Origin of the sequence: Streptomyces sp. NPDC006140, from assembly GCF_040628815.1 — a bacterium.
Classification (GTDB): domain Bacteria; phylum Actinomycetota; class Actinomycetes; order Streptomycetales; family Streptomycetaceae; genus Streptomyces.
This window is the reverse complement of the sequence record NZ_JBEXTS010000012.1, coordinates 198,986-223,212: the sequence shown is the minus strand read 5'-3', so window position 1 is coordinate 223,212 and position 24,227 is coordinate 198,986. Positions and strand designations below refer to the sequence as shown.

The 24,227-nt window shown below is 72.0% G+C and carries 24 protein-coding genes; 12 read left to right on the top strand and 12 right to left on the bottom strand.

Annotated elements, in window-relative coordinates:
* Window positions 1-44: 44 nt before the first annotated feature.
* Entirely contained in the window at window positions 45-1,211 is a 1,167-nt protein-coding gene (locus tag ABZ386_RS29050; RefSeq protein WP_351342035.1) for an SUKH-4 family immunity protein, read from the top strand.
* 25 nt (window positions 1,212-1,236) lie between these two features.
* Here the strand turns inward: ABZ386_RS29050 and ABZ386_RS29045 are convergent, their stop codons facing one another.
* A complete protein-coding gene (locus tag ABZ386_RS29045; RefSeq protein WP_351342033.1) occupies window positions 1,237-2,010 on the bottom strand; it encodes a MerR family transcriptional regulator in 774 nt (257 codons plus the stop codon).
* Window positions 2,011-2,033: 23 nt separating this feature from the next.
* Window positions 2,034-2,840 carry an alpha/beta hydrolase gene (locus tag ABZ386_RS29040; RefSeq protein ID WP_358966508.1) on the bottom strand — a complete coding sequence of 269 codons (807 nt, stop codon included), beginning with the start codon at window positions 2,838-2,840 and terminating at the stop codon, window positions 2,034-2,036.
* Between the two features lie 123 nt (window positions 2,841-2,963).
* Here ABZ386_RS29040 and ABZ386_RS29035 point away from each other — a divergent pair, with 123 nt between their 5' ends.
* The 5 genes from ABZ386_RS29035 (at window position 2,964) to ABZ386_RS29015 (ending at window position 8,948) form a co-directional block, all read left to right on the top strand.
* Entirely contained in the window at window positions 2,964-3,452 is a 489-nt protein-coding gene (locus ABZ386_RS29035) for a DUF6083 domain-containing protein (RefSeq protein ID WP_351342029.1), read from the top strand.
* Window positions 3,453-3,677: 225 nt separating this feature from the next.
* Window positions 3,678-5,144: an MFS transporter gene (locus ABZ386_RS29030; RefSeq protein WP_351342027.1), complete on the top strand. Its 1,467-nt coding sequence runs from the start codon at window positions 3,678-3,680 to the stop codon at window positions 5,142-5,144.
* A gap of 157 nt (window positions 5,145-5,301) precedes the next feature.
* A complete protein-coding gene (locus tag ABZ386_RS29025; RefSeq protein WP_351342025.1) occupies window positions 5,302-7,101 on the top strand; it encodes a DEAD/DEAH box helicase in 1,800 nt (599 codons plus the stop codon).
* 293 nt (window positions 7,102-7,394) lie between these two features.
* Window positions 7,395-8,036, top strand: coding sequence for a helix-turn-helix domain-containing protein (locus ABZ386_RS29020; RefSeq protein WP_351342023.1), 642 nt, complete (start codon window positions 7,395-7,397; stop codon window positions 8,034-8,036).
* A 120-nt stretch (window positions 8,037-8,156) separates the two neighbouring features.
* On the top strand, window positions 8,157-8,948 hold the full coding sequence (locus ABZ386_RS29015; RefSeq protein WP_351342021.1) for a S16 family serine protease: 792 nt from the start codon (window positions 8,157-8,159) through the stop codon (window positions 8,946-8,948).
* Here the strand turns inward: ABZ386_RS29015 and ABZ386_RS29010 are convergent.
* The 7 genes from ABZ386_RS29010 to ABZ386_RS28980 are packed head-to-tail and all read right to left on the bottom strand — an operon-like array spanning window position 8,945 to window position 13,918.
* Window positions 8,945-9,115, bottom strand: coding sequence for a hypothetical protein (locus ABZ386_RS29010; RefSeq protein ID WP_355716190.1), 171 nt, complete (start codon window positions 9,113-9,115; stop codon window positions 8,945-8,947). The two genes, ABZ386_RS29015 and ABZ386_RS29010, sit on opposite strands and share 4 nt — an antisense overlap.
* Window positions 9,116-9,129: 14 nt before the next feature.
* The gene (locus ABZ386_RS29005; protein ID WP_358966505.1) at window positions 9,130-9,705 is read right to left on the bottom strand and encodes a helix-turn-helix domain-containing protein; all 576 of its coding nucleotides are present in this window, start codon (window positions 9,703-9,705) and stop codon (window positions 9,130-9,132) included.
* A 56-nt stretch (window positions 9,706-9,761) separates the two neighbouring features.
* Complete coding sequence (locus ABZ386_RS29000) at window positions 9,762-10,727, bottom strand: glycine betaine ABC transporter substrate-binding protein (protein WP_351342015.1); 966 nt, start codon at window positions 10,725-10,727, stop codon at window positions 9,762-9,764.
* Window positions 10,724-11,536 carry an ABC transporter permease gene (locus ABZ386_RS28995; RefSeq protein ID WP_358966502.1) on the bottom strand — a complete coding sequence of 271 codons (813 nt, stop codon included), beginning with the start codon at window positions 11,534-11,536 and terminating at the stop codon, window positions 10,724-10,726. Before ABZ386_RS28995 ends, ABZ386_RS29000 begins: the two co-directional genes overlap by 4 nt.
* The gene (locus ABZ386_RS28990) at window positions 11,533-12,789 is read right to left on the bottom strand and encodes a betaine/proline/choline family ABC transporter ATP-binding protein (protein ID WP_358966500.1); all 1,257 of its coding nucleotides are present in this window, start codon (window positions 12,787-12,789) and stop codon (window positions 11,533-11,535) included. The genes ABZ386_RS28995 and ABZ386_RS28990 overlap by 4 nt, the downstream gene beginning before the upstream one ends.
* Window positions 12,782-13,429 (bottom strand): ABC transporter permease, encoded by a 648-nt coding sequence (locus ABZ386_RS28985; RefSeq protein WP_351342009.1) that lies wholly within the window; start codon window positions 13,427-13,429, stop codon window positions 12,782-12,784. Before ABZ386_RS28985 ends, ABZ386_RS28990 begins: the two co-directional genes overlap by 8 nt.
* Window positions 13,430-13,447: 18 nt before the next feature.
* A complete protein-coding gene (locus ABZ386_RS28980; RefSeq protein ID WP_031113178.1) occupies window positions 13,448-13,918 on the bottom strand; it encodes an Lrp/AsnC family transcriptional regulator in 471 nt (156 codons plus the stop codon).
* Between the two features lie 123 nt (window positions 13,919-14,041).
* Here ABZ386_RS28980 and hppD point away from each other — a divergent pair, with 123 nt between their 5' ends.
* On the top strand, window positions 14,042-15,187 hold the full coding sequence (hppD, locus tag ABZ386_RS28975; RefSeq protein ID WP_351342005.1) for a 4-hydroxyphenylpyruvate dioxygenase: 1,146 nt from the start codon (window positions 14,042-14,044) through the stop codon (window positions 15,185-15,187).
* Between the two features lie 85 nt (window positions 15,188-15,272).
* The gene (locus ABZ386_RS28970; protein ID WP_358966614.1) at window positions 15,273-16,679 is read left to right on the top strand and encodes an FAD-linked oxidase C-terminal domain-containing protein; all 1,407 of its coding nucleotides are present in this window, start codon (window positions 15,273-15,275) and stop codon (window positions 16,677-16,679) included.
* Window positions 16,680-16,689: 10 nt separating this feature from the next.
* Here the strand turns inward: ABZ386_RS28970 and ABZ386_RS28965 are convergent, their stop codons facing one another.
* Window positions 16,690-17,100 (bottom strand): SsgA family sporulation/cell division regulator, encoded by a 411-nt coding sequence (locus tag ABZ386_RS28965; RefSeq protein ID WP_351342003.1) that lies wholly within the window; start codon window positions 17,098-17,100, stop codon window positions 16,690-16,692.
* 245 nt (window positions 17,101-17,345) lie between these two features.
* Between ABZ386_RS28965 and ABZ386_RS28960 the strand changes: the two genes are divergently transcribed.
* Both ABZ386_RS28960 and ABZ386_RS28955 read left to right on the top strand, forming a co-directional pair.
* A complete protein-coding gene (locus ABZ386_RS28960) occupies window positions 17,346-19,223 on the top strand; it encodes an RDD family protein (protein ID WP_358966498.1) in 1,878 nt (625 codons plus the stop codon).
* 91 nt (window positions 19,224-19,314) lie between these two features.
* Window positions 19,315-20,037 (top strand): RDD family protein, encoded by a 723-nt coding sequence (locus ABZ386_RS28955; protein ID WP_358966495.1) that lies wholly within the window; start codon window positions 19,315-19,317, stop codon window positions 20,035-20,037.
* A 54-nt stretch (window positions 20,038-20,091) separates the two neighbouring features.
* Here the strand turns inward: ABZ386_RS28955 and ABZ386_RS28950 are convergent, their stop codons facing one another.
* Window positions 20,092-20,370 (bottom strand): hypothetical protein, encoded by a 279-nt coding sequence (locus ABZ386_RS28950; RefSeq protein WP_351342177.1) that lies wholly within the window; start codon window positions 20,368-20,370, stop codon window positions 20,092-20,094.
* 403 nt (window positions 20,371-20,773) lie between these two features.
* On the opposite strand from ABZ386_RS28950, the gene ABZ386_RS28945 reads away from it, so the two are divergent.
* Entirely contained in the window at window positions 20,774-23,134 is a 2,361-nt protein-coding gene (locus tag ABZ386_RS28945; protein WP_358966493.1) for an immune inhibitor A domain-containing protein, read from the top strand.
* Between the two features lie 122 nt (window positions 23,135-23,256).
* Window positions 23,257-23,601 (top strand): hypothetical protein, encoded by a 345-nt coding sequence (locus ABZ386_RS28940; protein ID WP_351341995.1) that lies wholly within the window; start codon window positions 23,257-23,259, stop codon window positions 23,599-23,601.
* A gap of 15 nt (window positions 23,602-23,616) precedes the next feature.
* On the opposite strand, the gene ABZ386_RS28935 is transcribed toward ABZ386_RS28940, so the two are convergent.
* The gene (locus tag ABZ386_RS28935; protein WP_351341993.1) at window positions 23,617-24,207 is read right to left on the bottom strand and encodes an isochorismatase family protein; all 591 of its coding nucleotides are present in this window, start codon (window positions 24,205-24,207) and stop codon (window positions 23,617-23,619) included.
* Between the last annotated feature and the right edge of the window lie 20 nt (window positions 24,208-24,227).

Sequence of the window (24,227 nt, the reverse complement as noted above, 5' to 3'; positions counted from 1 at the left end):
GTGCTCCGCCAGGGGATGGTGAGCAAGCACATGCGGGGGAGCCCATGAGTACGACCGACGCCGGTGCCGCGGTGATCACCCTGACCGAGTCCGAACTGGACCCGTGGGTGACGCACGCGTCGACGCGGCACTGGCTGACCGGACCCGGCCTGCCGTCCGACAGCGGCGTGCTGAGCTTCGACGGGCTGCGCCGGGACGGCCTGCGCACGCTGGCGGACTCGACGGGCGAGGCGGACGACCGGCTGTCGGCCGAGCTGCGCGAGCAGCTGGTGATAGGCGGACTCCTGGGCCCGGCGGGCCTGGAGACGGAATCGGTCCTGCTGGACGGCGCGACGGGCGAGGTCTCGACGACGCACCTCCTGCACGACCGGCCCGACCTCATGGACCGCCGCCCCCTGGCCCCCTCCCTGCGGACGCTGGTCCGCTTCGCGGAGGCGACGGACGAACTGGCGGGGCTGCGCGGCCAGTTCGCCTCCTACGCCGGCCGCTACGGCCCGAAGGCGGTGGCGGAGGCGTCCCAGCACCTCCTGGCGGTCTTCCGGGACGGCGCGGACGGCGAACCGGCCCCGTTCTGGAAGATGGCGGCGCTGATCCGCCCCCTGTCCCTGGTCGCCGGCCGCGGCGGCGCCTCCGGCCTCTCCCTGGACCTCCCGCACCGCCTGCTGGACCAGGAGTTCGGCCCCGGCAAGGTGGCGCGCTTCGAGGACGTCGACTTCCCGGCCACGCTCACGCACGAGCCGACCCGCCGCTTCCTGCGCGAGGTGGGCCTCCCGGAGGACGCCCACGTCTTCTCCCTGGACACGGACGTCCCGCTGGCCACACTGACCGAGTACCACGCCGACGCGGACACCCCGGCGCGCCTCCCCGCCGGAGCCGACCGCCTGATACGCCTCGGCCACCTGGTGGAGGACAACAGCCTGGTCGTCGACGGCGCGACGGGCGCGGTCCTGAACTGGAGCGAGCCCGAGGCGACGCTGTACCCCCTGAACACGGACGTGTCGACGCTCGCCTTCACCCTCTGGCTCCTGCACCGCGAGCGGGCGATCGACGAGCAGTCGGCCCACGAGCTGACGACCGACACCTACGACCAGCTGGCCATGACGATGCTCCAGGTCCTGTCGGCGGTCGACCCGACGGGTGTCACGGCGGGCGGCTCGGGCCGCCACTACTGGACGGACGCGTTCCAGGACGAGGCGGGCGGGGTGCTGTGAGACACCCCGGGCCCCGGCCCCCGGGTCACGTCGGTTCCACCCGCTCGAGCCGGGTCCATCCCGCCCAGCCGCGCTGTGCGAGCAGCTCGATGAGCCGACGGGCGGAGGACACGGTGTCGAACGCCAGCGTGTCCATCAGCGCGGCGAGCGCCGGTTCGACGCCGGCATCGCCGACGTACTCCTCACCCCGCTCCTCGGCCAGCCTGGTGATGTAGGCGGCCACCCTGTCGGCCAGTTCGACCAGCCGCGGGTCGTCGTCGCCCCGGTCGAGAGCCTCGCCCAGGGTCAGATAGAAGTCGACGAACTCGGGGTCGGCGAGCTGCTCCTGCTTGCGGACGATCCACTCCCCGACGCGCTCGGGGAAGCGCGCGGCGAGCGGGATCCACCCGTCGCGTTCGGCCCGGACGATCCGCTCGTCGACCCCGAGCGCCCGCAGCCGCTCCAGGAACCCGACCACCTCCGGGGGCAGCGCCAGACCGTCCCCCGAGGTGAGGCGGGCGATCCGCGCGCGGTGCCGCTGCCGCTCGCGGATCTCCGCCGCCAGCCGTCTGTCGATGTCCGCGACCGCCGCGGCGAACTCCTCCTCACCGGCCCGGAGCAACTCCCGCACCCGCGCCAGCGGGACCCCGGCCTCCGCGAGCATCCGGATCCTGATCAGCTCGACGACGGCATCGGCGCCGTACCGCCGGTAGCCGGAGTGGTCCCGCTCGGGCTCCGGCAGCAGTCCCTTGGCGTGGTAGTGCCGCACCGCGCGCACGGTCACTCCGGCGTACGAGGCCAGCTCGCCGATGGTCAGCATGGGGCGAGTCTCCCGCAGCCGCTTCAGGAGGCCGGCCCGCCGTCCGGCCGGTGTCCGTCGCGGATGATCCCGGCGATGTCCGGGGCGTGGGTGAAGACCAGCCGGTGGTCGGCCTCGACCCAGGAGGCGGCGATGTCCGGCCGCGCGCGGACGAGCCGCTCGACACCGGCGCGCCAGAGCCGGTTGTGCCGCGTGGCCCGGCCCGTGCCGCTGCCGCCGGCGATCGTCCTGGACATGATCATGTGCACGGGCTGCTCGATCTTCGCGTACTGGTCGAGGATCCCGGCCCGCACCACGTCCGTCTCCAGCCCCAGAGCGAGGATGTCCTCGGCGCTGAGCGACACCTGGCGCCCGCTGTTCTCCTGCCGTTCGGCCTCGTCCCGTGCCATCGCGCGGAACTCCGCCAGGTCGGCGTCGGTGAGGAACGGCTCGGGCAACGGGTTCGCGCCGTCGATGAGCACCAGCCCCGCGACGGCGTCGGGACACGCGGCCGCGTGGTGCACGGCCAGGTCGGCGCCGAGCGAATACCCCACGAGCAGGGGCGCCGACGGCAACCGGACCTCCGCCAGCACGGCGGCGAGGTCGCCCAGGAACGCGTCGAAGGAGTACCGCTCGGCGGCCGAGGAGAGGCCGTGGCCCCGGAGATCGAAGGTCACCACGTCGTGGTCCCGCCGCAACAGCCCGATGAACTCCGACAGATCGGCCTGCGTGCAGTTCAGCCCCGGGCGCAGCACCAGAGGCCGCCCCCGGCCCGCGCGGGACACCGGGATGGTGACACCGTCGTGCCGCACGGTGAACCGGGTCGGGGCGTTGTCGCTTCGCACAGTCATGCCGACCATGCTCAGAGGCTGCCCCTGCGTCAGGGTCAAGCGCGGGAACGGCCCGATCGAGCCCCCGTTGCGCCCGGCACGCGCCCTCCCCTCCTCCTGGGCGCCTCCCCCATGCTCACCACCATGGGGGACACAGGAGAGTCGACCATCATCCCGTTACCCGACCCCGACGGACACCGCCAGCGGCCGCCCGACGCACCGCAGCCGTGGGAGAAGACCGACCGCGCCCAGGCGGCACTGGAAGGCGCCACCGGGCCGGAGCCACCCGCCCCGCCCGTCTGCCCCAACTGCGGACTCGTGGGCGACCGGTGTGTCACCTACTACGGCTGGCACGTCCTCCTCGAACCGGACCTGCCCGTGCCCGCGCACATGGTGCCCGCGTGGCACCGCTGGTACGTGGACGCCAACGGCACGGCCTGGAACAGCCGCGAGGACGAGCCCGCACCCGGCGCGGTGTGCCGCGTACCGCACCGGATCGCCTGCCCCGGACTGAGACTGGAGGAGATCGGCCTCTGGCGGTGGCTGGACGCGGTACGCGCGGAGAACGCCCGCCGGGCCCGGCGACAGTCCGACCGGGACACCGACCCGGGAGCGCTCCCGAACGCCGGCTAGGCGAGCCCCTCAACCACTCGGGCACACGGCCTTGTCGAACTCGATGCAGTGACCGTACGGCGCCGTGGAAGTGGGGCTCAAGGGCATCCGGTCGGCTGCAACGCGACTGCCATGCGCCGTTCATGGAACCGGCTGTCCGAAAGAAGGGGCGTACGACCAAGGTCTCAGGAGGGGCCCGTCTCGCGACAGGGGTCAAAGTGGTGCGCGGACCTTACGCTGGCGGGCATGACCGTCCCGAAGCCGCGTGACACCGATGCCGTGGAAGCCGTGGATGCCGCCGGACCGTCCTCGCTCTCCGAGGGGGACGAGGGCGTGCTGGGGCGGGCGTACCGGGCGTTGAGCGTGGGGATCGTCTCCGTCGTGCTGCTCATCGCCTTCGAGGCGACCGCCGTCGGTACGGCGATGCCCGTCGCGGCGCGGGAGTTGGACGGGGTGTCGCTGTACGCCTTCGCGTTCTCCGGGTACTTCACGACCAGCCTGTTCGGGATGGTCCTCGCGGGGCAGTGGTCGGACCGGCGCGGGCCGCTCGGTCCGTTGTCGGCGGGCATCGCCTCCTTCGGGGCCGGGCTGCTGCTGTCGGGGACGGCCGGGGCGATGTGGGTGTTCATCCTGGGGCGGGCCGTGCAGGGGCTCGGCGGCGGACTGGTGATCGTCGCGCTGTACGTCGTCGTCGGGCGGGCCTATCCGGAGCGGTTGCGGCCGGCCATCATGGCCGCGTTCGCCGCGAGCTGGATCCTGCCGTCGATCGTCGGCCCCCTCGCCGCGGGCACGGTGACCGAGCGGCTCGGCTGGCGGTGGGTGTTCCTGGGGATACCCGTCCTGGTCGTGTTTCCGCTCGCGCTCGCCCTGCCGCAGATACGGCGCCGGGCCGCGGGGCCGGTGGGGGAGCAGGCCGACGCCGGCGCGAAGGCCTCCCTCGACCGCCGCCGCATCCGCCTCGCCCTGGCCATCTCCCTCGGCGCCGGCCTGCTCCAGTACGCCGCCCAGGACCTGCGCCCGCTCTCCCTCCTGCCCGGGGCGGTGGGCATCGCCCTGCTCGTCCCGGCCGTGCTCGGGCTGCTCCCGCGCGGCACCTACCGGGCCGCCCGCGGGCTGCCGTCGGTCGTGCTGCTGCGCGGCGTCGCCGCGGGGTCGTTCGTCGCCGCGGAGTCGTTCGTGCCGCTGATGCTGGTCACCCAGCGCGGGCTCAGTCCGACGCTGGCCGGGTTCTCCCTCGCGGCGGGCGGCGGGACGTGGGCGCTGGGCTCGTGGGCGCAGTCGCGGTCGCGGCTCGAACCGTACCGGGAGCGGCTGACGACCGTCGGGATGCTGCTGGTGGCGGCGGCCGTCGCCACGGCACCGAGTGTGCTGATCGACGCCGTGCCCGTGTGGACCCTCGCCGTCGCCTGGGCCTTCGGCTGCTTCGGCATGGGGCTCGTCATCTCCGCCACGAGCGTGCTCCTGCTGAAGCTCTCCGCCCCCGAGGAGGCCGGCACCAACTCGGCCGCCCTCCAGATCTCCGACGGCCTCTCCAACGTCCTCCTCCTCTCCGCCGGCGGCGCCGCCTTCGCCGCCCTGGGCGGTGGCACCGTCACCCACACCACCGCCCACGCCTCCGGCTCCCACCCGGCTGCCTTCACCGCGGTGTTCCTGCCGATGGCGGCGGTCGCGCTGGTGGGGGCCTGGGTGACCACCCGGCTGCGGGAGCGGTGAGGAGCCCTTCCGGGCTGTGACGTGGATCCCACCCTGGCGTGACCCGGCCTTGTCCGCGCATGGGCAGCGCCGGGGCGCCGGTAGGGTGGCCCGGTTGTCATACGTAGCCGAGCCGTCAGGCTCCCCCGAGCGAGCCGCCCGACCCCCAACGGAGACCGTGACTACCACCGCCGGCACCAGCACTGCCTCGCACCACCTCTCCCCGGCGTTCCCCGGCCGTGCCCCCTGGGGTACCGCCAGCAAGCTGCGCGCCTGGCAGCAGGGCGCGATGGAGAAGTACATCCAGGAGCAGCCGCGGGACTTCCTGGCGGTCGCCACCCCCGGCGCCGGCAAGACGACCTTCGCCCTGACGCTGGCGTCCTGGCTGCTGCACCACCACGTCGTGCAGCAGGTGACCGTCGTCGCCCCCACCGAGCACCTGAAGAAGCAGTGGGCCGAGGCCGCGGCCCGGATAGGCATCAAGCTCGACCCGGAGTACAGCGCCGGGCCGCTCGGCCGGGAGTACCACGGCGTCGCCGTGACGTACGCGGGCGTCGGTGTCCGGCCCATGCTGCACCGCAACCGCGTCGAGCAGCGCAAGACCCTCGTCATCCTCGACGAGATCCACCACGCCGGTGACAGCAAGTCCTGGGGCGAGGCCTGCCTGGAGGCCTTCGAGCCCGCGACGCGGCGGCTGGCCCTGACCGGTACGCCCTTCCGGTCCGACACCAACCCCATCCCCTTCGTCACGTACGAGGAGGGCGACGACGGCATCCGGCGCTCCGCCGCCGACTACACCTACGGCTACGGCAACGCCCTCGCCGACAACGTCGTCCGGCCCGTCATCTTCCTCTCCTACAGCGGCAACATGCGCTGGCGCACCAAGGCCGGTGACGAGATCGAAGCCCGGCTCGGCGAGCCCATGACGAAGGACGCCATCAGCCAGGCCTGGCGGACCGCGCTCGATCCGCGCGGCGAGTGGATGCCGGCCGTGCTGCGCGCCGCCGACCAGCGGCTGACCGAGGTCAGGAAGGCCATCCCGGACGCCGGGGCGCTCGTCATCGCCTCCGACCAGGACTCGGCCCGCGCCTACGCCAAGCTCATCCGGGAGATCACCGGCAGCAAGGCGACCCTCGTGCTGTCCGACGACTCCGGCGCCTCCGAGCGGATCGACGAGTTCAGCAACAACACCGACCGGTGGATGGTCGCCGTGCGGATGGTGTCCGAGGGCGTCGACGTGCCGCGCCTCGCGGTCGGCGTGTACGCCACCACCATCTCCACACCCCTGTTCTTCGCGCAGGCCGTCGGCCGTTTCGTACGGTCCCGGCGGCGCGGCGAGACCGCGTCCGTGTTCCTGCCGACCGTGCCCGACCTGCTCTCCTTCGCCAACGAGATGGAGCGCGAGCGCGACCACGTCCTCGACAAGCCCAAGAAGGAGGGCGAGGAGGACCCCTACGCCGAGTCCGAGAAGGAGATGGACGAGGCGAACAAGGAGCAGGACGAGGACACCGGCGAGCAGGACATGCTGCCCTTCGAGGCGCTGGAGTCCGACGCCGTCTTCGACCGGGTCATGTACAACGGCGCCGAGTTCGGCATGCAGGCCCACCCGGGCAGCGAGGAGGAGCAGGACTACCTCGGCATCCCCGGGCTGCTCGAACCCGACCAGGTCCAGCTGCTGCTGCAGAAGCGGCAGGCCCGGCAGATCGCGCACAGCCGCAAGAAGCCGGACGAGGAGGCCGACCTGCTCGAACTGCCCGCCGAGAGGCGGCCGGTGGTCTCCCACAAGGAGATGATGGAGCTGCGCCGGCAGCTCAACACGATGGTCGGCGCGTACGTCCACCAGAGCGGCAAGCCGCACGGGGTGATCCACACGGAGCTGCGGCGCGTGTGCGGAGGGCCTCCGGCGGCCGAGGCGACGGCGGGGCAGCTGCGGCAGCGGATCGCCAAGGTGCAGGAGTGGGCCACGCGGATGAAGTGACGCCGCCCGCCCGGCGCCCGGTGGGCGCATACCACCGCAAACAGCGCCGACGCACGACGATCACTGCCCGGATTCTGGACGGAGCCTTCCGCTCAGCGAACCCCCTTCGCTACTGTCCCGCTACGCACACGCCCCGTGGCAGCGCCGCCGCGGAGCGCAGCCGTGAAGCGACGCGGTCCGGACAGTCCGGGCCGCCGGCCGATCGGCGGCCTCTGAAACGCGTTGCCGACGGGACTCGGTGACGCATCCGCCGACCTGGGGGCCGCCGACCTCACCACTAAGGAGTGGGCGTCGTGACCGCGGAGACCTCCCAGACGCTCGACAGGGGACTGCGCGTCCTCAAGCTGCTCGCCGACACGGACCACGGGCTGACCGTGACCGAGCTCTCCCTCCGGCTGGGCGTGAACCGGACCGTGGTGTACCGGTTGCTCGCCACGCTGGAACAGCACGCGCTCATACGCCGTGACCTGGGCGGCCGTGCCCGGGTCGGCCTCGGTGTGCTGCGTCTGGGACGGCAGGTCCACCCGCTGGTGCGGGAGGCCGCGATGCCGGCGCTGCGGTCACTGGCCGAGGACATCGGGGCCACGGCGCATCTGACCCTGGTGGACGGGGCGGACGCGCTCGCCGTGGCCGTCGTCGAGCCGACCTGGACGGACTACCACGTCGCCTACCGGGCCGGATTCCGGCACCCCCTGGACCGCGGCGCCGCCGGCAAGGCGATCCTCGCCGCCCGGCAGCACCCGGTGGCGGAACCCGGCTACATCCTGACCCACGGCGAGCTGGAGGCCGGGGCGTGCGGGGCCGCGGCACCGCTGCTGGGCGTCACGGGCGTCGAGGGCAGCGTCGGCGTGGTGATGCTGGCCGACGTGGTGCCGGAGCGGGTCGGACAGCGGGTCGTCGAAGCGGCCCGGGAGGTCGCGGACGCACTGCGCTGACGACGGCGGTGTCCCGGGCCGGGAGGTCGCGGGCGTACCGCGCTGACGGCGGCCGTGTCTCGGGCCGGGCTCCGGTGACCTGGGGCCGGCCGTATCCCACCCCCGCGTTAGATTGATCCCGTGTTCTCTCGCCTCACGCGCCCCCAGGCCATCGCCGTCTGCGCCCTGCCCGTCGTGGCCCTGCTCGCCACGGCGGTGTTCGCGCCGCTGCCGTTCTCGGTGGCGCAGCCGGGCGAGACGGCGAACGTGCTCGGCGAGCACAAGGGTGAGCCGGTGATCACCATCTCGGGGGCGCCGGCCCGGGAGACCCGTGGACAGCTGCGGATGACGACCATCGTGGCGACCTCCCCGGACACCCGCGTCTCGCTCTCCGACGTCCTCGACGGCTGGTTCCGCACCGACGAGGCCGTCATGCCGCGCGACGCCCTCTACCCGAGCGGGGACAGCGTCAAGGAGATCGAGCGGCACAACGAGAAGCAGATGAAGGAGTCCCAGGACGCGGCGACGCAGGCCGCGCTGGGCTACCTCGGTCTCGACGCCAAGGACGTCAAGGTCAGCCTGAAACTCGCCGACGTGGGCGGGCCCAGCGCGGGGCTGCTGTTCTCCCTGGGGATCATCGACAAGCTCGACGGCGACGGCACCGGTGGGGATCTCACGGGCGGCCGTGTCATCGCCGGTACGGGCACGATCGAAGCGGACGGCACGGTCGGTGCGGTGGGCGGGGTCTCCCTCAAGACGCAGGCCGCGAAGCGCGACGGTGCGACGGTGTTCCTGGTGCCGAAGGCGGAGTGCGCGGACGCGCGGGCGGAGCTGCCGGAGGGCCTGCGGCTCATCCCGGTGACCACGCTGAAGAGCACGGTGAATTCCCTGGTGGCCCTGGAGACGGGCAAGGGGTCCGTGCCCAGCTGTTAGTGGGCGGGGAGGGGCCGGGGCTGGGTGGCGAGCTTCAGCCCGACCTCGATGAGGGTCCAGCCGAGGCGCGTACGGAGTGGGTGCCGGCGCGCCGGGCGGGGGCCGGCCTCGGCACGGAGTTCCGCGGCGCGGGCGTGGTGCAGGGTGAGGTGGATGTCAGGGTGCATCGGGTGGTCGCCTCTCACAGCGTCGTCTGACTGGGGAAGACGTGCGTGTGGACGCGCACCGTTTCCGCGTCCGGGGTGCCCTCGGGCAGAGGGCGGTAGCTCTGGATGAGCTCGTGCATCTTCCCGACCAGCTCACGGGCGAGGTCGGGGGTGAGCCGCAGGGTGAAGTCGCTCAGATCGGTGGCGCCGTCCCATTCCTCGGCCCAGTCGTCCGTGGTGCCCAGCCAGGTCGCGACCTCGCGGGTGTGCACGTTGGCGATCTCGTAGCGGAACATGGCGACGGCTCCGCGCACGGCCGGGTCCGGGTCCTTGATCAGGGTCTCGTCGAGCTGGACGCCCTGGTCCATCGCTTTCCACCAGCGCTCGCGGCCCTTGCCGCGCTCCGGGTCGTCCGCGACGAAGCCGTGCGCGGCGAGCTGCCGGAGGTGGTAGCTGGTCGCGCCGCTCGACTCGCCCAGTTTCTCGGCGAGTTGGGAGGCGGTGGCAGGGCCGCCCCGGCGCAGCGCGATCAGCAGCTGCATGCGCAGGGGATGGGCCAGTCCGCGCAAGGAGCGGGCGTCGAGCAGACGGGGAGCCGGTTCTTCGAGCATGGATGCAAAGGTATCCTTGCAAAGAAACCCTTGCAAGGGTTTCTTTGCAACTCGCCCTACCCCTCCCTGACCAACCCCTCCTCCACCATCCAGTCCAACGCCACCTGATGCGGATCCTCCCCGTCCACATCCACCTTCGCGTTCAGCTCCTGCGCGACCGCGTTGTTCAGCCGTGCCGTCACCGGGTCCAGGACGTCCGCGATCGCCGGCCACTCCTTCAGCGTCCTCGCGTTGATCATCGGCGCGGCGTTGTAGTTCGGGAAGAACTTCCGGTCGTCGTCCATCACGACCAGGTCCATCGACTTGATGCGCCCGTCCGTCGTGAACACCTCGCCGTACGGGCAACTGCCCTTCGCCGTCTGCGTGTAGATGATCCCCGTGTCCATCTGCGTGACGTTCCGCGCCGGCAGGTCCATCCCGTACCGCCGCTGCATGCCCGGCAGCCCGTCCGCCCGGTTCGCGAACTCGACCTCCACGCACAGCCGCACGGCACCGGGGTCGGACTTCGCCAGCTCCGCCACGTCCGACATGGTCTTCGTGCCGTACTTCTGCGCGTTCCGCCGGTTCATCGCCAGCGCGTAGGTGTTGTCGAGGGACGACGGCCGGAGCCAGGCCAGCCCGTTCGCGGCGTCCTCCTTCTTCACGGCCTCCCACTGCCGCCGCGGATCGGCGATCGGCTCGCTGTGCCCCAGGTACGTGATCCAGGCCGTGCCCGTGTACTCGTACCCGGCGTCCGCGTCGCCCTTCCGTACCGCCTCCCGGCTGCCGACGGAGCCCTGGATGCCCGTGCGGTCGAGCACCTCCGCCCCGGCCGCCTCCAGGGCGATGCCCATGACCGCGCCGAGGATCAGGCCCTCGGTGAACGACTTCGACGTCACCGTCAGACGCGCGCCCTTGAGCGGCTCGCCCCGCCCGACCGACCCGGGCCGGACGTCGTCGGCCATGGGGGAGCCGCTGGTCAGGCCGCAGCCGGAGGCCGCCACCAGCAGCCCGAGCGCGGCGAGGCCCGCCCGCCCCCTCATGCCCGCAACCCCCGGGGCCGCAGCAGCAGTTCCGCCAGCGAGGCCAGCCAGTCCACCAGCAGCGCCAGCACCACCGTGAGGACCGAGCCCAGCACCAGCACCGGCATCCGCTGGTTGGTGATCCCGGTCGTGATCAGGACACCGAGGCCGCCGCCCCCGCCGAAGACCGCCAGGGTCGCCGTACCGACGTTGAGGACCAGGGCCGTGCGCACGCCCGCCAGGATCAGCGGGACCGCCAGCGGCAGCTCCACCCGGGTCAGCACGCCTGTGGGGGACATGCCGATGCCCCGCGCCGCCTCCAGCAGGGCCGGGTCGTTCGCCTTCAGGCCGGTGATCGTGTTCGACAGCACCGGCAGGACGGCGTAGGCGATCATGCCGATCAGGGCGGCCCGGCGGCCGATGCCCAGCCAGATCACCAGGAGCGCCAGCAGGCCGATCGCGGGGGTCGCCTGGCCCATGTTGGCGAAGGCCATCGCCACCGGAGTGGCCCTGCTGAACGCCCTCCGGGTCAGCAGGACACCGAGCGGGATCGCGATGACCAGCACGAAGAACGTGGAGATCGCGGTGAGTTGGATGTGCTGCCACAGCGCCTTGGACACCTGCCCGCCGGACAACGCGTTCCGCGTCAGCGCGTCCAGGTCGGCCTGCTGGAACCAGAGCCAGGTGGCCAGCAGCACGGCGATCAGGCCCACGGGCAGGAACGTCAGCTTCCGCCAGCCGACGCGGGCCGGCCGGGGTCGTCGCCCGGGCCGCCGCCGGGGCGCCTCGCCGAGAGGCCCGGGGGCTTGCCCGGCCTCCGTGGCCGTCACTGCCGCCCTCCGGGGCCCACGCCCGTCACACCGCCGGCCCCCTCCTGCTCCGCGTGGGTCTGCGCGGCCCGCAGTTCCTCCAGTTCGTGCTGGTGCTCCCGCGCGTCGAGCCGGTCGGCCTCCAGCATCTCGTGCACGGAGTTCAGGAGCGTCTCCATGTCGACGACGCCCGTGTACTCGCCGCGCCGCCCGGTCACCGCCACGCGTCCGGCGTTGTCGGTGAGCACCGCCTCCAGCGCGTCGCGCAGGGTCGCGTCCCGGGTGACCGTGTCGTGCACCAGCGTCCCGGCCCGGGCCAGTGACCCGCGCGCCCGCATCAGGTCGCCGCGCCGCAGCCACTTGTAGGGGCGGCCGCGCCGGTCGAGCAACAGGACCTCGTTGGTGCCGCCGGCCCGCAGCCGGTTGAAGATCTGCTGGAGCGGATCGTCGACCGTGACGGTCGGGTAGTCGGTGATCTCCACGTCCCGTACGCGGGTCAGGTTCAGCCGCTTCAGCGCCGCCCCGGCGCCCACGAACCCGGAGACGAAGTCGTCCGCCGGGTTGGTGAGGATCGCCTCGGGGGTGTCGAACTGGGCGATGTGCGAGCGCTCGCGCAGCACGGCGATGCGGTCGCCGAGCTTGATCGCCTCGTCGAAGTCGTGGGTGACGAAGACGATCGTCTTGCGCAGCTCGTGCTGCAGCCGGATCAGCTCGTCCTGGAGGTGGTCCCGGGTGATCGGGTCGACCGCCCCGAACGGCTCGTCCATCAGCAGCACCGGCGGGTCGGCGGCGAGGGCCCTGGCCACGCCCACGCGCTGCTGCTGGCCGCCGGAGAGCTGGCGCGGGTAGCGGCCGTGGAACTCGCCGGGGTCGAGGCCGACGAGGTCGAGCAGTTCCTCGGTCCGCTCCCTGACCCGGGCCTTCGGCCAGCCGATCATCCTCGGGACCAGGCCGATGTTCTGCGCGACCGTCATGTGCGGGAAGAGCCCGGCGGACTGGATCGCGTAGCCGACCTTGCGGCGCAGCCCCACCGGGTCGATGTCGGTGACGTCCTCGCCGCCCATCCGGATCCGGCCGCCGGTCGGCTCGATCAGCCGGTTGATCATCCTGAGCGTGGTCGACTTCCCGCAGCCCGAGGGCCCGACGAGGACGACGACCTCGCCCGCCTTGATCTCCATGCTCACGTTGTCCACGGCCGGCCGCGCACCGCCGGGGAACCGCTTGGTCAGGTTCTCCAGCTCGATGGAGGCGCCGTGGCCATGGGTGTCAGGCACGGATCCCCCTGGGGATGGTCAGCCGCCCGATCAGGACGTACGCGGCGTCGAACAGCAGCGCCAGGACGATGATCCCGAGCGTGCCCGCGAGGACCTGGTTGAGCGCGTTGGCGCTGCCCAGCGAGGCCAGCCCGCGGAAGATGACGTTGCCGAGTCCCGGGCCCGAGGCGTACGCGGCGATGGCGGCGATGCCCATCAGCATCTGCGTCGCGACCCGGATCCCGGTCAGGATCGGCGGCCAGGCCAGCGGCAGCTCGACCCGCAGCAGCCGGGCCGGGCGGGACATCCCGATGCCCGTGGCCGCGTCCACCAGCGCCGGGTCGACGCCGCGCAGCCCGACGATCGCGTTGCGCACCACCGGCAGCAGCCCGTACAGGGTCAGCGCGATCACCGTGGGCGCCACGCCGAGCCCCACGACCGGGACGAGCAGGCCGATCAGGGCGAGCGCCGGCACGGTCAGGACGGTGGCGGTGGCCGTGGTCGCGAGGTTCCCGGCCCACTCGCTGCGGTAGGTGGCGACCCCGATCAGCACCCCGAGCAGGGCCGCCACGACCACGCACTGGAAGACGGCGCTCGCGTGCTGGTAGGCGTCCGCGAGCAGCTGCTCGTGCCGGCCCGCCAGGTACTCCCAGAAGCTCACACGCGCTCACCCCACGACTCAGGTCTCCTCCGCGGCCTGCTCCACCAGCGGGATGATCCGCGGCGGGACGGGGTTCTCCATGACGATCGCCGTGGAGGCCCGGACGATGCCATCAAAACCGACGACCCGGTCGATCACACGCTGGAGATCGGCGTTCGAGCGGGCCACGAGACGGCACAGCATGTCCCCGCTGCCGGTGGTGGTGTGCAGCTCCAGCACCTCGGGCACGGACGCCAAGTGGGCCCGTACATCGGCTCCTTGGCCCTGGCGGATCTGCAGCGTGGCGAAGGCGGTGACCGGATAGCCGAGCGCGGCCGGATCCACCTCCGGGCCGAATCCGCGGATGACTCCGTTCGACTGAAGCCGGTCCAGCCGCGCCTGCACCGTGCCCCGGGCCACGCCCAGCCGCCGCGACATCTCCAGCACCCCGATCCGCGGCTCCCGGGCGAGCAGCAGGATGATCCGGCCGTCCAGACGATCGATCGACACAGCAGCCTCCCGAGGTGGTCATCCTGTACAGAAGGACCGATACTTCGGCCGTATTGCTGAACAGATTGCCCAGCGGAAACGCAAACTATTGCGCACCTTGCCGAGCGGGGAGACCCTGCGGCTATGACGCAGACCACACACCACACTCCCGACACCGCCCGGCAGGCCGACCCCTTCCCGGTCAAGGGAATGGACGCGGTCGTCTTCGCCGTGGGCAACGCCAAGCAGGCGGCGCACTACTACTCCACCGCCTTCGGCATGAAGCTGGTCGCCTACTCCGGACCGGAGAACGGCAGCCGCGAGACCGCTGCCTACGTCCTGGAGAACGGCTCCGCCCGCTTCGTCCTCACCTCGGTCATCAAGCCGTCCACGGACTGGGGCCACTTCCTCGCCCGGCACGTCGCCGAGCACGGCGACGGCGTCGTCGACCTCGCCATCGAGGTCCCGGACGCGCGCGCCGCGTACGCCTACGCCATCGAGCACGGCGCCCGCTCGGTCGCCGAGCCGTACGAGATGAAGGACGAGCACGGCACGGTCGTCCTGGCCGCCATCGCCACCTACGGCGAGACCCGCCACACCCTCGTCGAGCGCAGCGGCTACGACGGCCCCTATCTGCCCGGTTACGTCGCCGCCCGGCCGATGGTCGAGCCGCCCGCGCAGCGCACCTTCCAGGCGATCGACCACTGCGTCGGCAACGTCGAACTCGGCCGCATGAACGAGTGGGTCGGCTTCTACAACAAGGTCATGGGCTTCACGAACATGAAGGAGTTCGTGGGCGACGACATCGCCACCGAGTACAGCGCGCTGATGTCGAAGGTCGTCGCCGACGGCACGCTCAAGGTCAAGTTCCCGATCAACGAGCCGGCCATCGCGAAGAAGAAGTCGCAGATCGACGAGTACCTGGAGTTCTACGGCGGCGCGGGCGTGCAGCACATCGCGCTGAACACCAACGACATCGTGCAGACGGTCCGCACGATGCGCGCGGCCGGCGTCGAGTTCCTCAACACGCCCGACTCCTACTACGACACGCTGGGGGAGTGGGTCGGCGAGACCCGCGTCCCGATCGACACCCTGCGCGAACTGAAGATCCTCGCCGACCGCGACGAGGACGGCTACCTGCTGCAGATCTTCACCAAGCCGGTCCAGGACCGTCCGACGGTCTTCTTCGAGATCATCGAACGCCACGGCTCCATGGGCTTCGGCAAGGGCAACTTCAAGGCCTTGTTCGAGGCGATCGAGCGCGAGCAGGCCCGCCGCGGCAACCTGTAGCCGACGGCGCTTCATGGGCCGTGCGGGTGTCACGGGGCACCCGCACGGCCGCGGGGTTCACAGCGCCCGCCCCGGATGCGAACCTCTGATCATGAGCCGTATCGAAGCGCCTCGCGACGACCGGACCGGCAACCTCGTCGACCTGCTGCTCGGCGGCCTCCCCGCCGAGGCGGTGCTCACCGACCCCGACATCACGGGCTCCTACGCCCACGACATGGCGAGCTTCTGCCCGGCCGGCACCCCGGCCGTCGTCGTACTGCCCCGTACGGCCGAACAGGTCCAGCACGTGATGCGCACCGCCACCGCCCTTCGCGTCCCGGTCGTCCCGCAGGGCGCCCGCACGGGCCTGTCCGGCGCCGCCAACGCCTCCGACGGCTGCATCGTGCTCTCCCTGACGAAGATGGACCGGATCCTGGAGATCAACCCGGTCGACCGCGTCGCCGTCGTCGAGCCCGGCGTCGTCAACGCCGCCCTGTCCCGGGCCGTCGGCGAACACGGCCTGTACTACCCGCCGGACCCCTCCAGCTGGGAGATGTGCACCATCGGCGGCAACATCGGCACGGCCTCGGGCGGCCTGTGCTGCGTGAAGTACGGCGTCACCGCCGAGTACGTCCTCGGACTGGACGTGGTGCTGGCCGACGGGCGGCTCATGTCCACCGGCCGCCGCACCGCCAAGGGCGTCGCCGGCTACGACCTCACCCGGCTGTTCGTCGGCTCGGAGGGCTCGCTCGGCATCATCGTCCGGGCCGTCCTCGGCCTGCGTCCCAAGCCGCCGGAGCAGCTGGTGCTGGCCGCCGAGTTCGCCTCCTCGGCCGCCGCCTGCGACGCCGTGTGCCGCATCATGGAGGGCGGCCACGTCCCGTCACTCCTCGAACTCATGGACCGTACGACGGTCAAGGCCGTCAACGACCTGGCGCAGATGGGCCTCCCCGAGACCACCGAGGCCCTGCTCCTGGCCGCCTTCGACACCACCGCCCCGGCCGCCGACCTGGCCGCCGTCGGCGCGCTGTGCGAGGCCGCCGGCGCCACCCAGGTCGTCCCCGCCGACGACACGGCCGAGTCCGAACTGCTCCTCCAGGCACGCCGCCTGTCCCTCACCGCCCTCGAAGCCGTCAAGGGCGTGACGATGATCGACGACGTGTGCGTACCGCGCTCCCGGCTCGCCGAGATGCTCGACGGGGTCGACCGGATCGCCGAGAAGTACCGGCTCACCATCGGCGTCGTCGCCCACGCGGGCGACGGCAACACCCACCCGACGGTCTGCTTCGACCCGGCGGACCCCGACGAGTCCCGCCGCGCCCGCGAGTCCTTCGACGAGATCATGGCCCTCGGCCTGGAACTCGGCGGCACCATCACCGGCGAGCACGGCGTGGGCGTCCTGAAGAAGGAGTGGCTGGCGCGCGAGATCGGCCCCGTCGGGATGGAGATGCAGCGGGCCGTGAAGCAGGCCTTCGACCCGCTGAACATCCTGAACCCCGGCAAGCTGTTCTGAGGCCGGCGGCTCACTGGGCGAGCAGCTCGGCCAGCTCGTCGTCGAGCCCGAGCCGCTCGCCCTCCGTCCCCGGCGGGACCGCCCGCAGCGTGCGCTCCAGCCACGCCGACACCTGCGCCGCCGGGGCCTCCAGCAGGGCGTCCCCGTCGGGTGAACTCAGCGCCATCAGCACGACACCGCGCCCCCCGCTCTTCGTCGGCCACACCCGCACGTCCCCCTGCCCGCACGGCCGGAACACGCCCTCCACCAACAGGTCCCGGGCGAACGTCCAGTGCACGGGGTGCGCGGAGTCGACGTGGAAGGTGACGTGGACGGCGTACGGATCGCCGGTGAGGTACCCGAGCCGGGCCGGCACCGTGACCCTGCGCTCCGGCGACAGGACGAGCTTCAGCTCCAGTTCCCGCTCCACCACGTTATGCATGGCGGTCTTCCCTTCTCCTGACGGCTGCCCTCGCGGGCCGGTCGGGAGGAGAGAGCGGGCGGGGGCCGCGCCATTACGCGCGTTGCCGGAAGTTTTTTCGCAGGGGGACGCGCCGGGGCCGGGCGACGCGTAGCACATCGGTGCTCGAAAGGGGTGGGTCCGGTGGGAGCGGCGGTGGGGGTTGCGCTCGTCTGATAGATGTGGAGGCCCCCATTTGGCCCCCGAGCAGATACGGGACGACGGACATGAGCGCCCCAACCCCGGCCCCCGGTGACGACAGGCCCCGCGAAGGGTATTACCCGGACCCGTCCATTCCTGGATATGTCCGGTACTGGAACGGTGCCTCCTGGGTACCGGGCACCAGCCGTCCGGCGCCCAAGGACGGCGAGTCGCTCGCGCCGCCGCCCGGTGCGGGGGCCCCGGCCGCCTCGGTCGAGGAGACCGGCCCGCACTTCTTCGACGAGGACCCGGTCGAGGACCGCTCCGCCGCGGACGCCCAGCACGGCAGCCGTCCCGAGCCCGCGTCCGCCTGGGGCGCGGACCGCTCCCGCCAGTCCGGTTTCGGCGGCGGCCAGGACCGCCGCGTCTCGTGGGGCGCACCACAGGGCGCGCAGGGCGCGCAGGGGGCCCAGGGGGCTGACCCGAGGGTGGCGCCCGGGGACCGGCAGGACCGGCAGCCTGACGGCGAGTCCGCGGCCCGCCCCGCCGAGCAGGAGGAGAGCGCCGCGGCCGCCGGCAGCACGTTCGTCTTCCGACGCCCGAAGGGCGAGTCCGGGGGCGGGGCAGCGGCCTCCGCCGACCGCCCCGACGAGGGCACGATGACGTTCCGCGCGGTCTCACCGCGCACGGGTCCGGGCACGCCCCCGTCCGCCGGCGACGCACCGTCGGCGGGCCCCGGCGGCAAGTCCGGCGCCGCGGGCTTCGGTTCGCAGGGCCCCGCGGGGGCCGCCTTCGGCGCCCCGGGCGCCCCGGGCGCCCCGGGCGGCGCGGCCGGTTCGGGCGGTGGCCCGGCGGGGTCCGGGTTCGGTGGGCAGGCCGGGGCGGCAGGCCGGGGTGGTAGCTCTGGAGCTTCCGGCGCGGCCGGTTCGGGAAGTGGTCCGGCCGGGTCCGGATTCGGTGGGCAGTCTGGAGCGGCGGGCCGGGGTGGTAGCTCCGGGGCTTCCGGCTTCGGACCGGCGGGCTCGGGCGGTTCCGGCGGTTCGGGTGGTGGTTCGGCCGGGCCGGCCTTCGGGGCGCAGGCCGCCGGCTCGGGTGGTGGTCCGGCGGGGCCCGCCTTCAGCGCGCAGGGCGGTGCCGCCTCCGCCGGGGCCCCGGACCGCCCCGGCTTCGGCGCAGGCAAGGCCGCTGCCGCCCGGGCCGCCGCCGCGCAGGCCGGTGCGGCCGCCTCGACCGCGCTGTCCGGACCGCAGGCGGCCCCCACGGTTCCTCCGCAGTCCGGCGGACCGCAGCCGGGCGGGCCGCAGCCCGGTGCCGTCGCCTCCGCCGCCACGCCCCTCAGCCCCGGCCCCGGCGGCGGTCAGTCGTCCTGGGCGCAGCAGGTGCACCGGCTCGCCGGAGCCGGCGGGGACGACGAGCAGCCCGTCGCGCCCTGGAAGCCCCCGGTCGACGACCCGTTCCAGGCGGCCGCCCGGCGCCAGGCGGCCGCCCGCCCCGCGGGGCTCGGCAAGCGCCTGGCCGCCCGGCTGCTGGACACCGTCGTCCTGGCCGGCCTGACCGCCGTGGCCGCCGTCCCCCTCGGCGGCAAGGCGATCGACCACGTCAACGAGAAGATCGACGCGGCCAAGCTCTCCGGCGAGACGGTCACGGTCTGGCTGCTCGACGGCACCACGTCGGTCTACCTCGGCATCATCCTGGCCGTCCTGCTGCTCGCCGGTGTCGTCTCCGAGGTGCTGCCCACCGCCAAGTGGGGCCGCACCCTCGGCAAGAAGCTGATGGGCCTCGAAGTACGGGACATCGAGGGCCACGACGCCCCGGAGTTCGGCGCGGCCCTGCGCCGCTGGCTCGTCTACAGCGTGCCCGGCCTCCTCGCCGTCGGTCTCGTCGGCGTCGCCTGGTGCCTCTTCGACAAGCCGTGGCGCCAGTGCTGGCACGACAAGGCCGCGCACACGTTCGTCGCGGGCTGAGCGGCCGCCGGGGGACCGGGCCAGGTGAGCCCGTGCCTCGGACGGCCGTCCGCCGGATGCGGAGCCGAGGGGTTCGCGGTCGACTCGGGCCATGAGCAGTGAACCGCCCCCCGGCTCCGGTCAGCAGCCCCCGGAAGACGACCCGCTCAGAAAACGGCCCCCGAGCGAGCCGCCCGGCGAGGGCACGGGCGGCCCGCACGACGGCAGCGGACTCCCGCCGTATCCGGGCGAAGGCCCTTACGGCGACGGCCCGTACGGCGGTGGTGCTTACGGAGGTGGCCCATCCGGTGGTGGCCCGTACGGCGGTGGTCCTTACGGTGGTGGTCCCTACGGCGGCGGCCCCTACCCCGACGCCCCCGTCTCCGACCTGCCCCCGCTCGCCGACGGCGCCAAACGCACCCTCGCCCGCGTCATCGACCTGATCCTGGTCGGCGCCGTCATGTGGCTGCTCACCTGGGGCCTCGGCGTCAACGAGTACGACGTGGACACCGACCGCATCGACGTCGCCCAGTCGCTCTGGCGGTCCGTGGTCGCCGCCGTCCTGTACGTCGCCTACGACACCGTCCTGACCGCCAGGACGGGCCAGACCCTCGGCAAGAAACTGCTGGGCCTCCGGGTGGTCGACCTCGACAGCGCCGCCACACCCTCCGCGCAGAACGCGCTGACGCGCGCGGCGGTGCTGTGGCTCCCGGCCACCTTGTGCTGCCCCTGCCTCTGGCTCGTGATCTGCGGCGGCTGGAGCTTCTTCAACGAGCCCTACAAGCAGGGCCTGCACGACAAGGCGGCCAAAACGGTCGTGGTCAGCGCGAATTGAGGCACAGCGGGATCAACTGGTGGTACGGAACAGTACGCAAGGATCAGCGGGCGGTCAGGAGGCCGCCCGCTCGCGCACCGGCTCCTGGACCGGCGCGGTGACCGAGGCCCGTACGGGCTCCACGGGCGCGGGCTGTTCCACCGCGGCCGGGCGCTTGCCGGGCAGCGGCACCGTCATGGCGACCAGCAGCCCGAGGGCGAGCGCCGCGACGGTGATGGTCGCGATCCCCGCGCCCGAAGTCGTCTGTGACAGCAGCAGCATGGCGAGGGTCGAGAAGATCACGGTGCACGAACCGTAGGCGAGCTGTGCGGCAGTCGGACGGGGCATGGCCATCATGTCCTCGAAAGTGGGGGTCCACGGGGGCGTCGGCCTGGCATTCCGCCAGCTTTCGGGCGTTCCGTCAAGCGACTCTAACCGGCAGCGTGCCCGAGCGGAACGAACGGTAAGCGTGACCTAATCAACAAGGGCGGTGCACAGGGGGCGCACGGAGTCATGGCGTCCACCTGGTGGACAGCTGCACGCGCCCACAGGGCGGCGGGACCCAGGGTTGGTTGTCCGTAAAACGAACCTCGGATCCGCATAGTGCACTTGTCCTGTGCAAGTCAAGGTCTGTCTTTTCTTCTAAACCTCTAGTCAAATGTCGTCACTTGACTACACGCGTTGATCACGCGCGCGCGGACCTTCCATGACCGGGACCCCTTCCTTCCGCGCGCTCGGACGCGGGGGAGGAACTCAAGTGACCAGCAGACCCTGGACGTTCCGAGCGGCTGCCATCGGTGTGGCGCTCGCGGCGGCCACCGCCACCCTCTCGGCCTACGGCGTGGCCCAGGCGGACGACCACACCTCCGCTCCCCGGCCCGCCACCGTGGACCGGCGCGACCCGGCGGATCACCAGCACGACGAGCACGACCTCGAAGGCCCGCTGAGCAAGACCCAGGAGGCGCAGCGCCAGGAGGCCCTGAACCAGGTCATCTCCGGCAAGGCCACGGTCAAGAACCGTGAGGGCTCGAAGGTCGTCCAGCTCAAGAGCAAGAAGGGCGACAGCAAGTACGTCGAGCTCGGCCGCGAGAAGACCGACAAGATCTTCACGATCCTGGTCGAGTTCGGCGACCAGATAGACAGCCGCTACGGCGGCACCCCGGGTCCCCTGCACAACCAGATACCCAAGCCGGACCGCAAGAAGGACAACTCCATGGCCTGGCGCGCGGACTACGACCGCACGTACTTCGAGGACCTCTACTTCGGCACCGGCAAGAACACCGAGTCGGTGAAGAAGTACTACGAGAAGCAGTCCTCCGGCCGCTACTCGGTCGACGGCGAGGTCTCCGACTGGGTCAAGGTCCCCTACAACGAGGCCCGTTACGGCAACAACGCCTGCGGTGACAAGAACTGCCCGAGCGTGTGGAACGTCGTCAGCGACGGTCTGAACGCGTGGGTCTCCCAGCAGAAGGCAGCTGGGAAGACCGACGCCGAGATCAAGGCGGACGTCAAGCAGTACGACCAGTGGGACCGCTACGACTTCGACGGCGACGGCGACTTCAACGAGTCCGACGGCTACATCGACCACTTCCAGGTCGTGCACGCCGGCGAGGACGAGTCCGCGGGCGGCGGCGCCCAGGGCGAGGACGCGATCTGGGCCCACCGCTGGTACGCCTTCGGCACCGACGCCGGCGCCACCGGCCCCGAGGACAACAAGCTCGGCGGCGCGAAGATCGGCGACACCGGCGTCTGGGTCGGCGACTACACCGTCCAGCCGGAGAACGGCGGACTCGGCGTCTACGCCCACGAGTACGGCCACGACCTCGGCCTGCCCGACCACTACGACACCGCGGGCGGCGAGAACTCCACCGGCTTCTGGACGCTGATGTCCTCCGGCTCCTGGCTCGGCACCGGCAAGAACGAGATCGGTGACCTGCCCGGCGACATGACCGCCTGGGACAAGCTCCAGCTGGGCTGGCTGAACTACGACCGCGCCAAGGCGGGCGTCAACTCCTGGCACAAGCTGGGCGTGGCGGAGTACAACACCAAGCACAAGCAGGCGCTGGTCGTCGAGCTCCCCAAGAAGGCGGTCACCACCGAGCTCGTCACCCCCGCCGAGGGCAAGACGCAGTGGTGGAGCGGCAGCGGCAACAACCTGCAGAACACGCTGACCCGCTCCGTCGACCTGACCGGGAAGAAGTCGGCGTCGCTGACCCTCGACGGCTGGTACGAGATCGAGGCCAACTACGACCACCTCTACGCCGAGGTCTCGACCGACGGCGGCGCCAACTGGACCGCCCTGGACGGCACCGTGGACGGCAAGCCGATCCCGCGGGACGGCAGCGACAAGCCGGCCCTGAGTGGCGCGGTCGACGGCTACAAGAAGCTGGCGTACTCCCTGGACGCCTACGCGGGCAAGAAGTTCGACCTGCGCTTCCGCTACCAGACCGACGGCGGCCTGGCGATGAAGGGCTTCACGGCCGACCGGATCGCCGTGACCGCCGACGGCGCCGCCGTCTTCTCCGACGACGCCGAGTCCGCGGACGCGGCCTGGACGGCGAAGGGCTTCTCCCGCATGGGCGAGTCCTTCACCAAGGACTACGCGCAGTACTACATCGCGGAGAACCGCCAGTACGTGTCGTACGACAAGACCCTCAAGGCCGGCCCGTACAACTTCGGGTTCACCGACACCCGCCCGGACTGGGTGGAGCACTACGCGTACCAGAACGGTCTGCTGATCTGGAAGTGGGACACCTCCCAGGCTGACAACAACACCAGCGAGCACCCGGGCGCCGGTCTGCTGCTGCCGATCGACTCGCACCCGGCCCCGCTGAAGTGGGCCGACGGCACGCTGATGCGCAACCGCATCCAGAGCTACGACGCGCCGTTCAGCACGTTCCGTACGGACGGCATGACGCTGCACAAGGCGGGCGTGGCGACCCGCATCCCGTCGTCGAAGGGCGTGCCGGTCTTCAACGACCGCACCCACGACTACTACGACGAGTCGAACGACGCCGCCGGCGTCAAGATCACTGACACCAACACCAAAATCAAGATCCTCAAGGAGGCCGGCGACGGCTCGACGATCGAGCTCGAGGTCGGCCCCGCGGTGAAGTAGATCGCGTTTTAGCAGGTCAGAGCATGATCGGCGGTGACCCACTGGCGGGTCACCGCCGATCCGTGTTTAGGTGCGTCCTGTGGCTCGCTTATTGACACCGACCGACACGGGGGTATGACCACATGGCCGCAGGAGGTTTCTGCAAGCTGCCGAACGGCACGGTGGTGGTGGCACTGAACCTGCCCAGCCCCGCCGCCGACGGCCCCGGCGCCGTCCGCGTCCTGGTTCATTCCGCGAACCGCGCCCGAGCCCTGACCAGGCTCCGCAACCTCGGCCTGCGCTCGGTGTACCTGCGCGGCAACGCCTCCCCGCCGACCCCGGACGAGGTCACCGCGGTCCTCCACCACCCCGACGGCCTCATATGGCGCACGGCCCCCGACAACGGTGTCGTCGGCGGCCCGGACCTGGTCCAGGAGCTGTGGCGCCCGATCAGGTCGCTGCTGCGGCGCCCGACGGCCCAGACCTGACCTGCCGGGCGCGTCCTACTGGACCACCGGCTTCCCCGACAGCTCCACGCCCGCTTCCCGCAGCTCCTCCAGGGCCCGCTCGGTGGTCGCCTGGGCCACCCCGGCCGTGAGGTCGAGCAGGACGTGCGTGCGGAAGCCCTCCTTCGCGGCGTCCAGGGCCGTGGCGCGCACGCAGTGGTCCGTGGCGATGCCGACGACGTCGACCTCGGTGACCTCGCGGGAGCGGAGCCAGTCGGCCAGTTTCGTGCCGTTCTCGTCCGTGCCCTCGAAGCCGCTGTACGCCGCCGCGTACGCCCCCTTGTCGAACACGGCGTCGATCGACCCGGAGGCGACCGCGGGGGCGAAGTTGGGGTGGAAGCCGACGCCCTCCGTGCCGGCGACGCAGTGCGCGGGCCAGGAGCGGACGTAGTCGGGGTTGGTGGAGAAGTGCCCGCCGGGCGCGATGTGGTGGTCGCGGGTGGCCACCACGTGCTGGTAGCCGGACCCGCCGGCCTGTCCGATCAGCTCGGTGACGGCGGCGGCCACATCGGCACCGCCGGCCACCGCGAGGCTGCCCCCCTCGCAGAAGTCGTTCTGCACGTCTACGACGATCAAGGCGCGGCGCATGGTCGGTGTCCTTCGGCTAT

Bases quoted from the DNA above. Each gene is read 5' to 3' on its own strand.
- ABZ386_RS29030 (WP_351342027.1), top strand. From the start codon at position 3,678: ATGACCGTCCCGAAGCCGCGTGACACCGATGCCGTGGAAGCCGTGGAT.
- ABZ386_RS29010 (WP_355716190.1), bottom strand. From the start codon at position 9,115: ATGCACCCTGACATCCACCTCACCCTGCACCACGCCCGCGCCGCGGAA.
- ABZ386_RS29035 (WP_351342029.1), top strand. From the start codon at position 2,964: ATGGGGGACACAGGAGAGTCGACCATCATCCCGTTACCCGACCCCGAC.
- ABZ386_RS28940 (WP_351341995.1), top strand. From the start codon at position 23,257: ATGGCCGCAGGAGGTTTCTGCAAGCTGCCGAACGGCACGGTGGTGGTG.
- ABZ386_RS29045 (WP_351342033.1), bottom strand. From the start codon at position 2,010: ATGCTGACCATCGGCGAGCTGGCCTCGTACGCCGGAGTGACCGTGCGC.
- hppD (WP_351342005.1), top strand. From the start codon at position 14,042: ATGACGCAGACCACACACCACACTCCCGACACCGCCCGGCAGGCCGAC.
- ABZ386_RS28955 (WP_358966495.1), top strand. From the start codon at position 19,315: ATGAGCAGTGAACCGCCCCCCGGCTCCGGTCAGCAGCCCCCGGAAGAC.
- ABZ386_RS28935 (WP_351341993.1), bottom strand. From the start codon at position 24,207: ATGCGCCGCGCCTTGATCGTCGTAGACGTGCAGAACGACTTCTGCGAG.
- ABZ386_RS29040 (WP_358966508.1), bottom strand. From the start codon at position 2,840: ATGACTGTGCGAAGCGACAACGCCCCGACCCGGTTCACCGTGCGGCAC.
- ABZ386_RS29005 (WP_358966505.1), bottom strand. From the start codon at position 9,705: ATGCTCGAAGAACCGGCTCCCCGTCTGCTCGACGCCCGCTCCTTGCGC.
- ABZ386_RS29000 (WP_351342015.1), bottom strand. From the start codon at position 10,727: ATGAGGGGGCGGGCGGGCCTCGCCGCGCTCGGGCTGCTGGTGGCGGCC.
- ABZ386_RS29050 (WP_351342035.1), top strand. From the start codon at position 45: ATGAGTACGACCGACGCCGGTGCCGCGGTGATCACCCTGACCGAGTCC.
- ABZ386_RS28960 (WP_358966498.1), top strand. From the start codon at position 17,346: ATGAGCGCCCCAACCCCGGCCCCCGGTGACGACAGGCCCCGCGAAGGG.
- ABZ386_RS28965 (WP_351342003.1), bottom strand. From the start codon at position 17,100: ATGCATAACGTGGTGGAGCGGGAACTGGAGCTGAAGCTCGTCCTGTCG.
- ABZ386_RS28950 (WP_351342177.1), bottom strand. From the start codon at position 20,370: ATGGCCATGCCCCGTCCGACTGCCGCACAGCTCGCCTACGGTTCGTGC.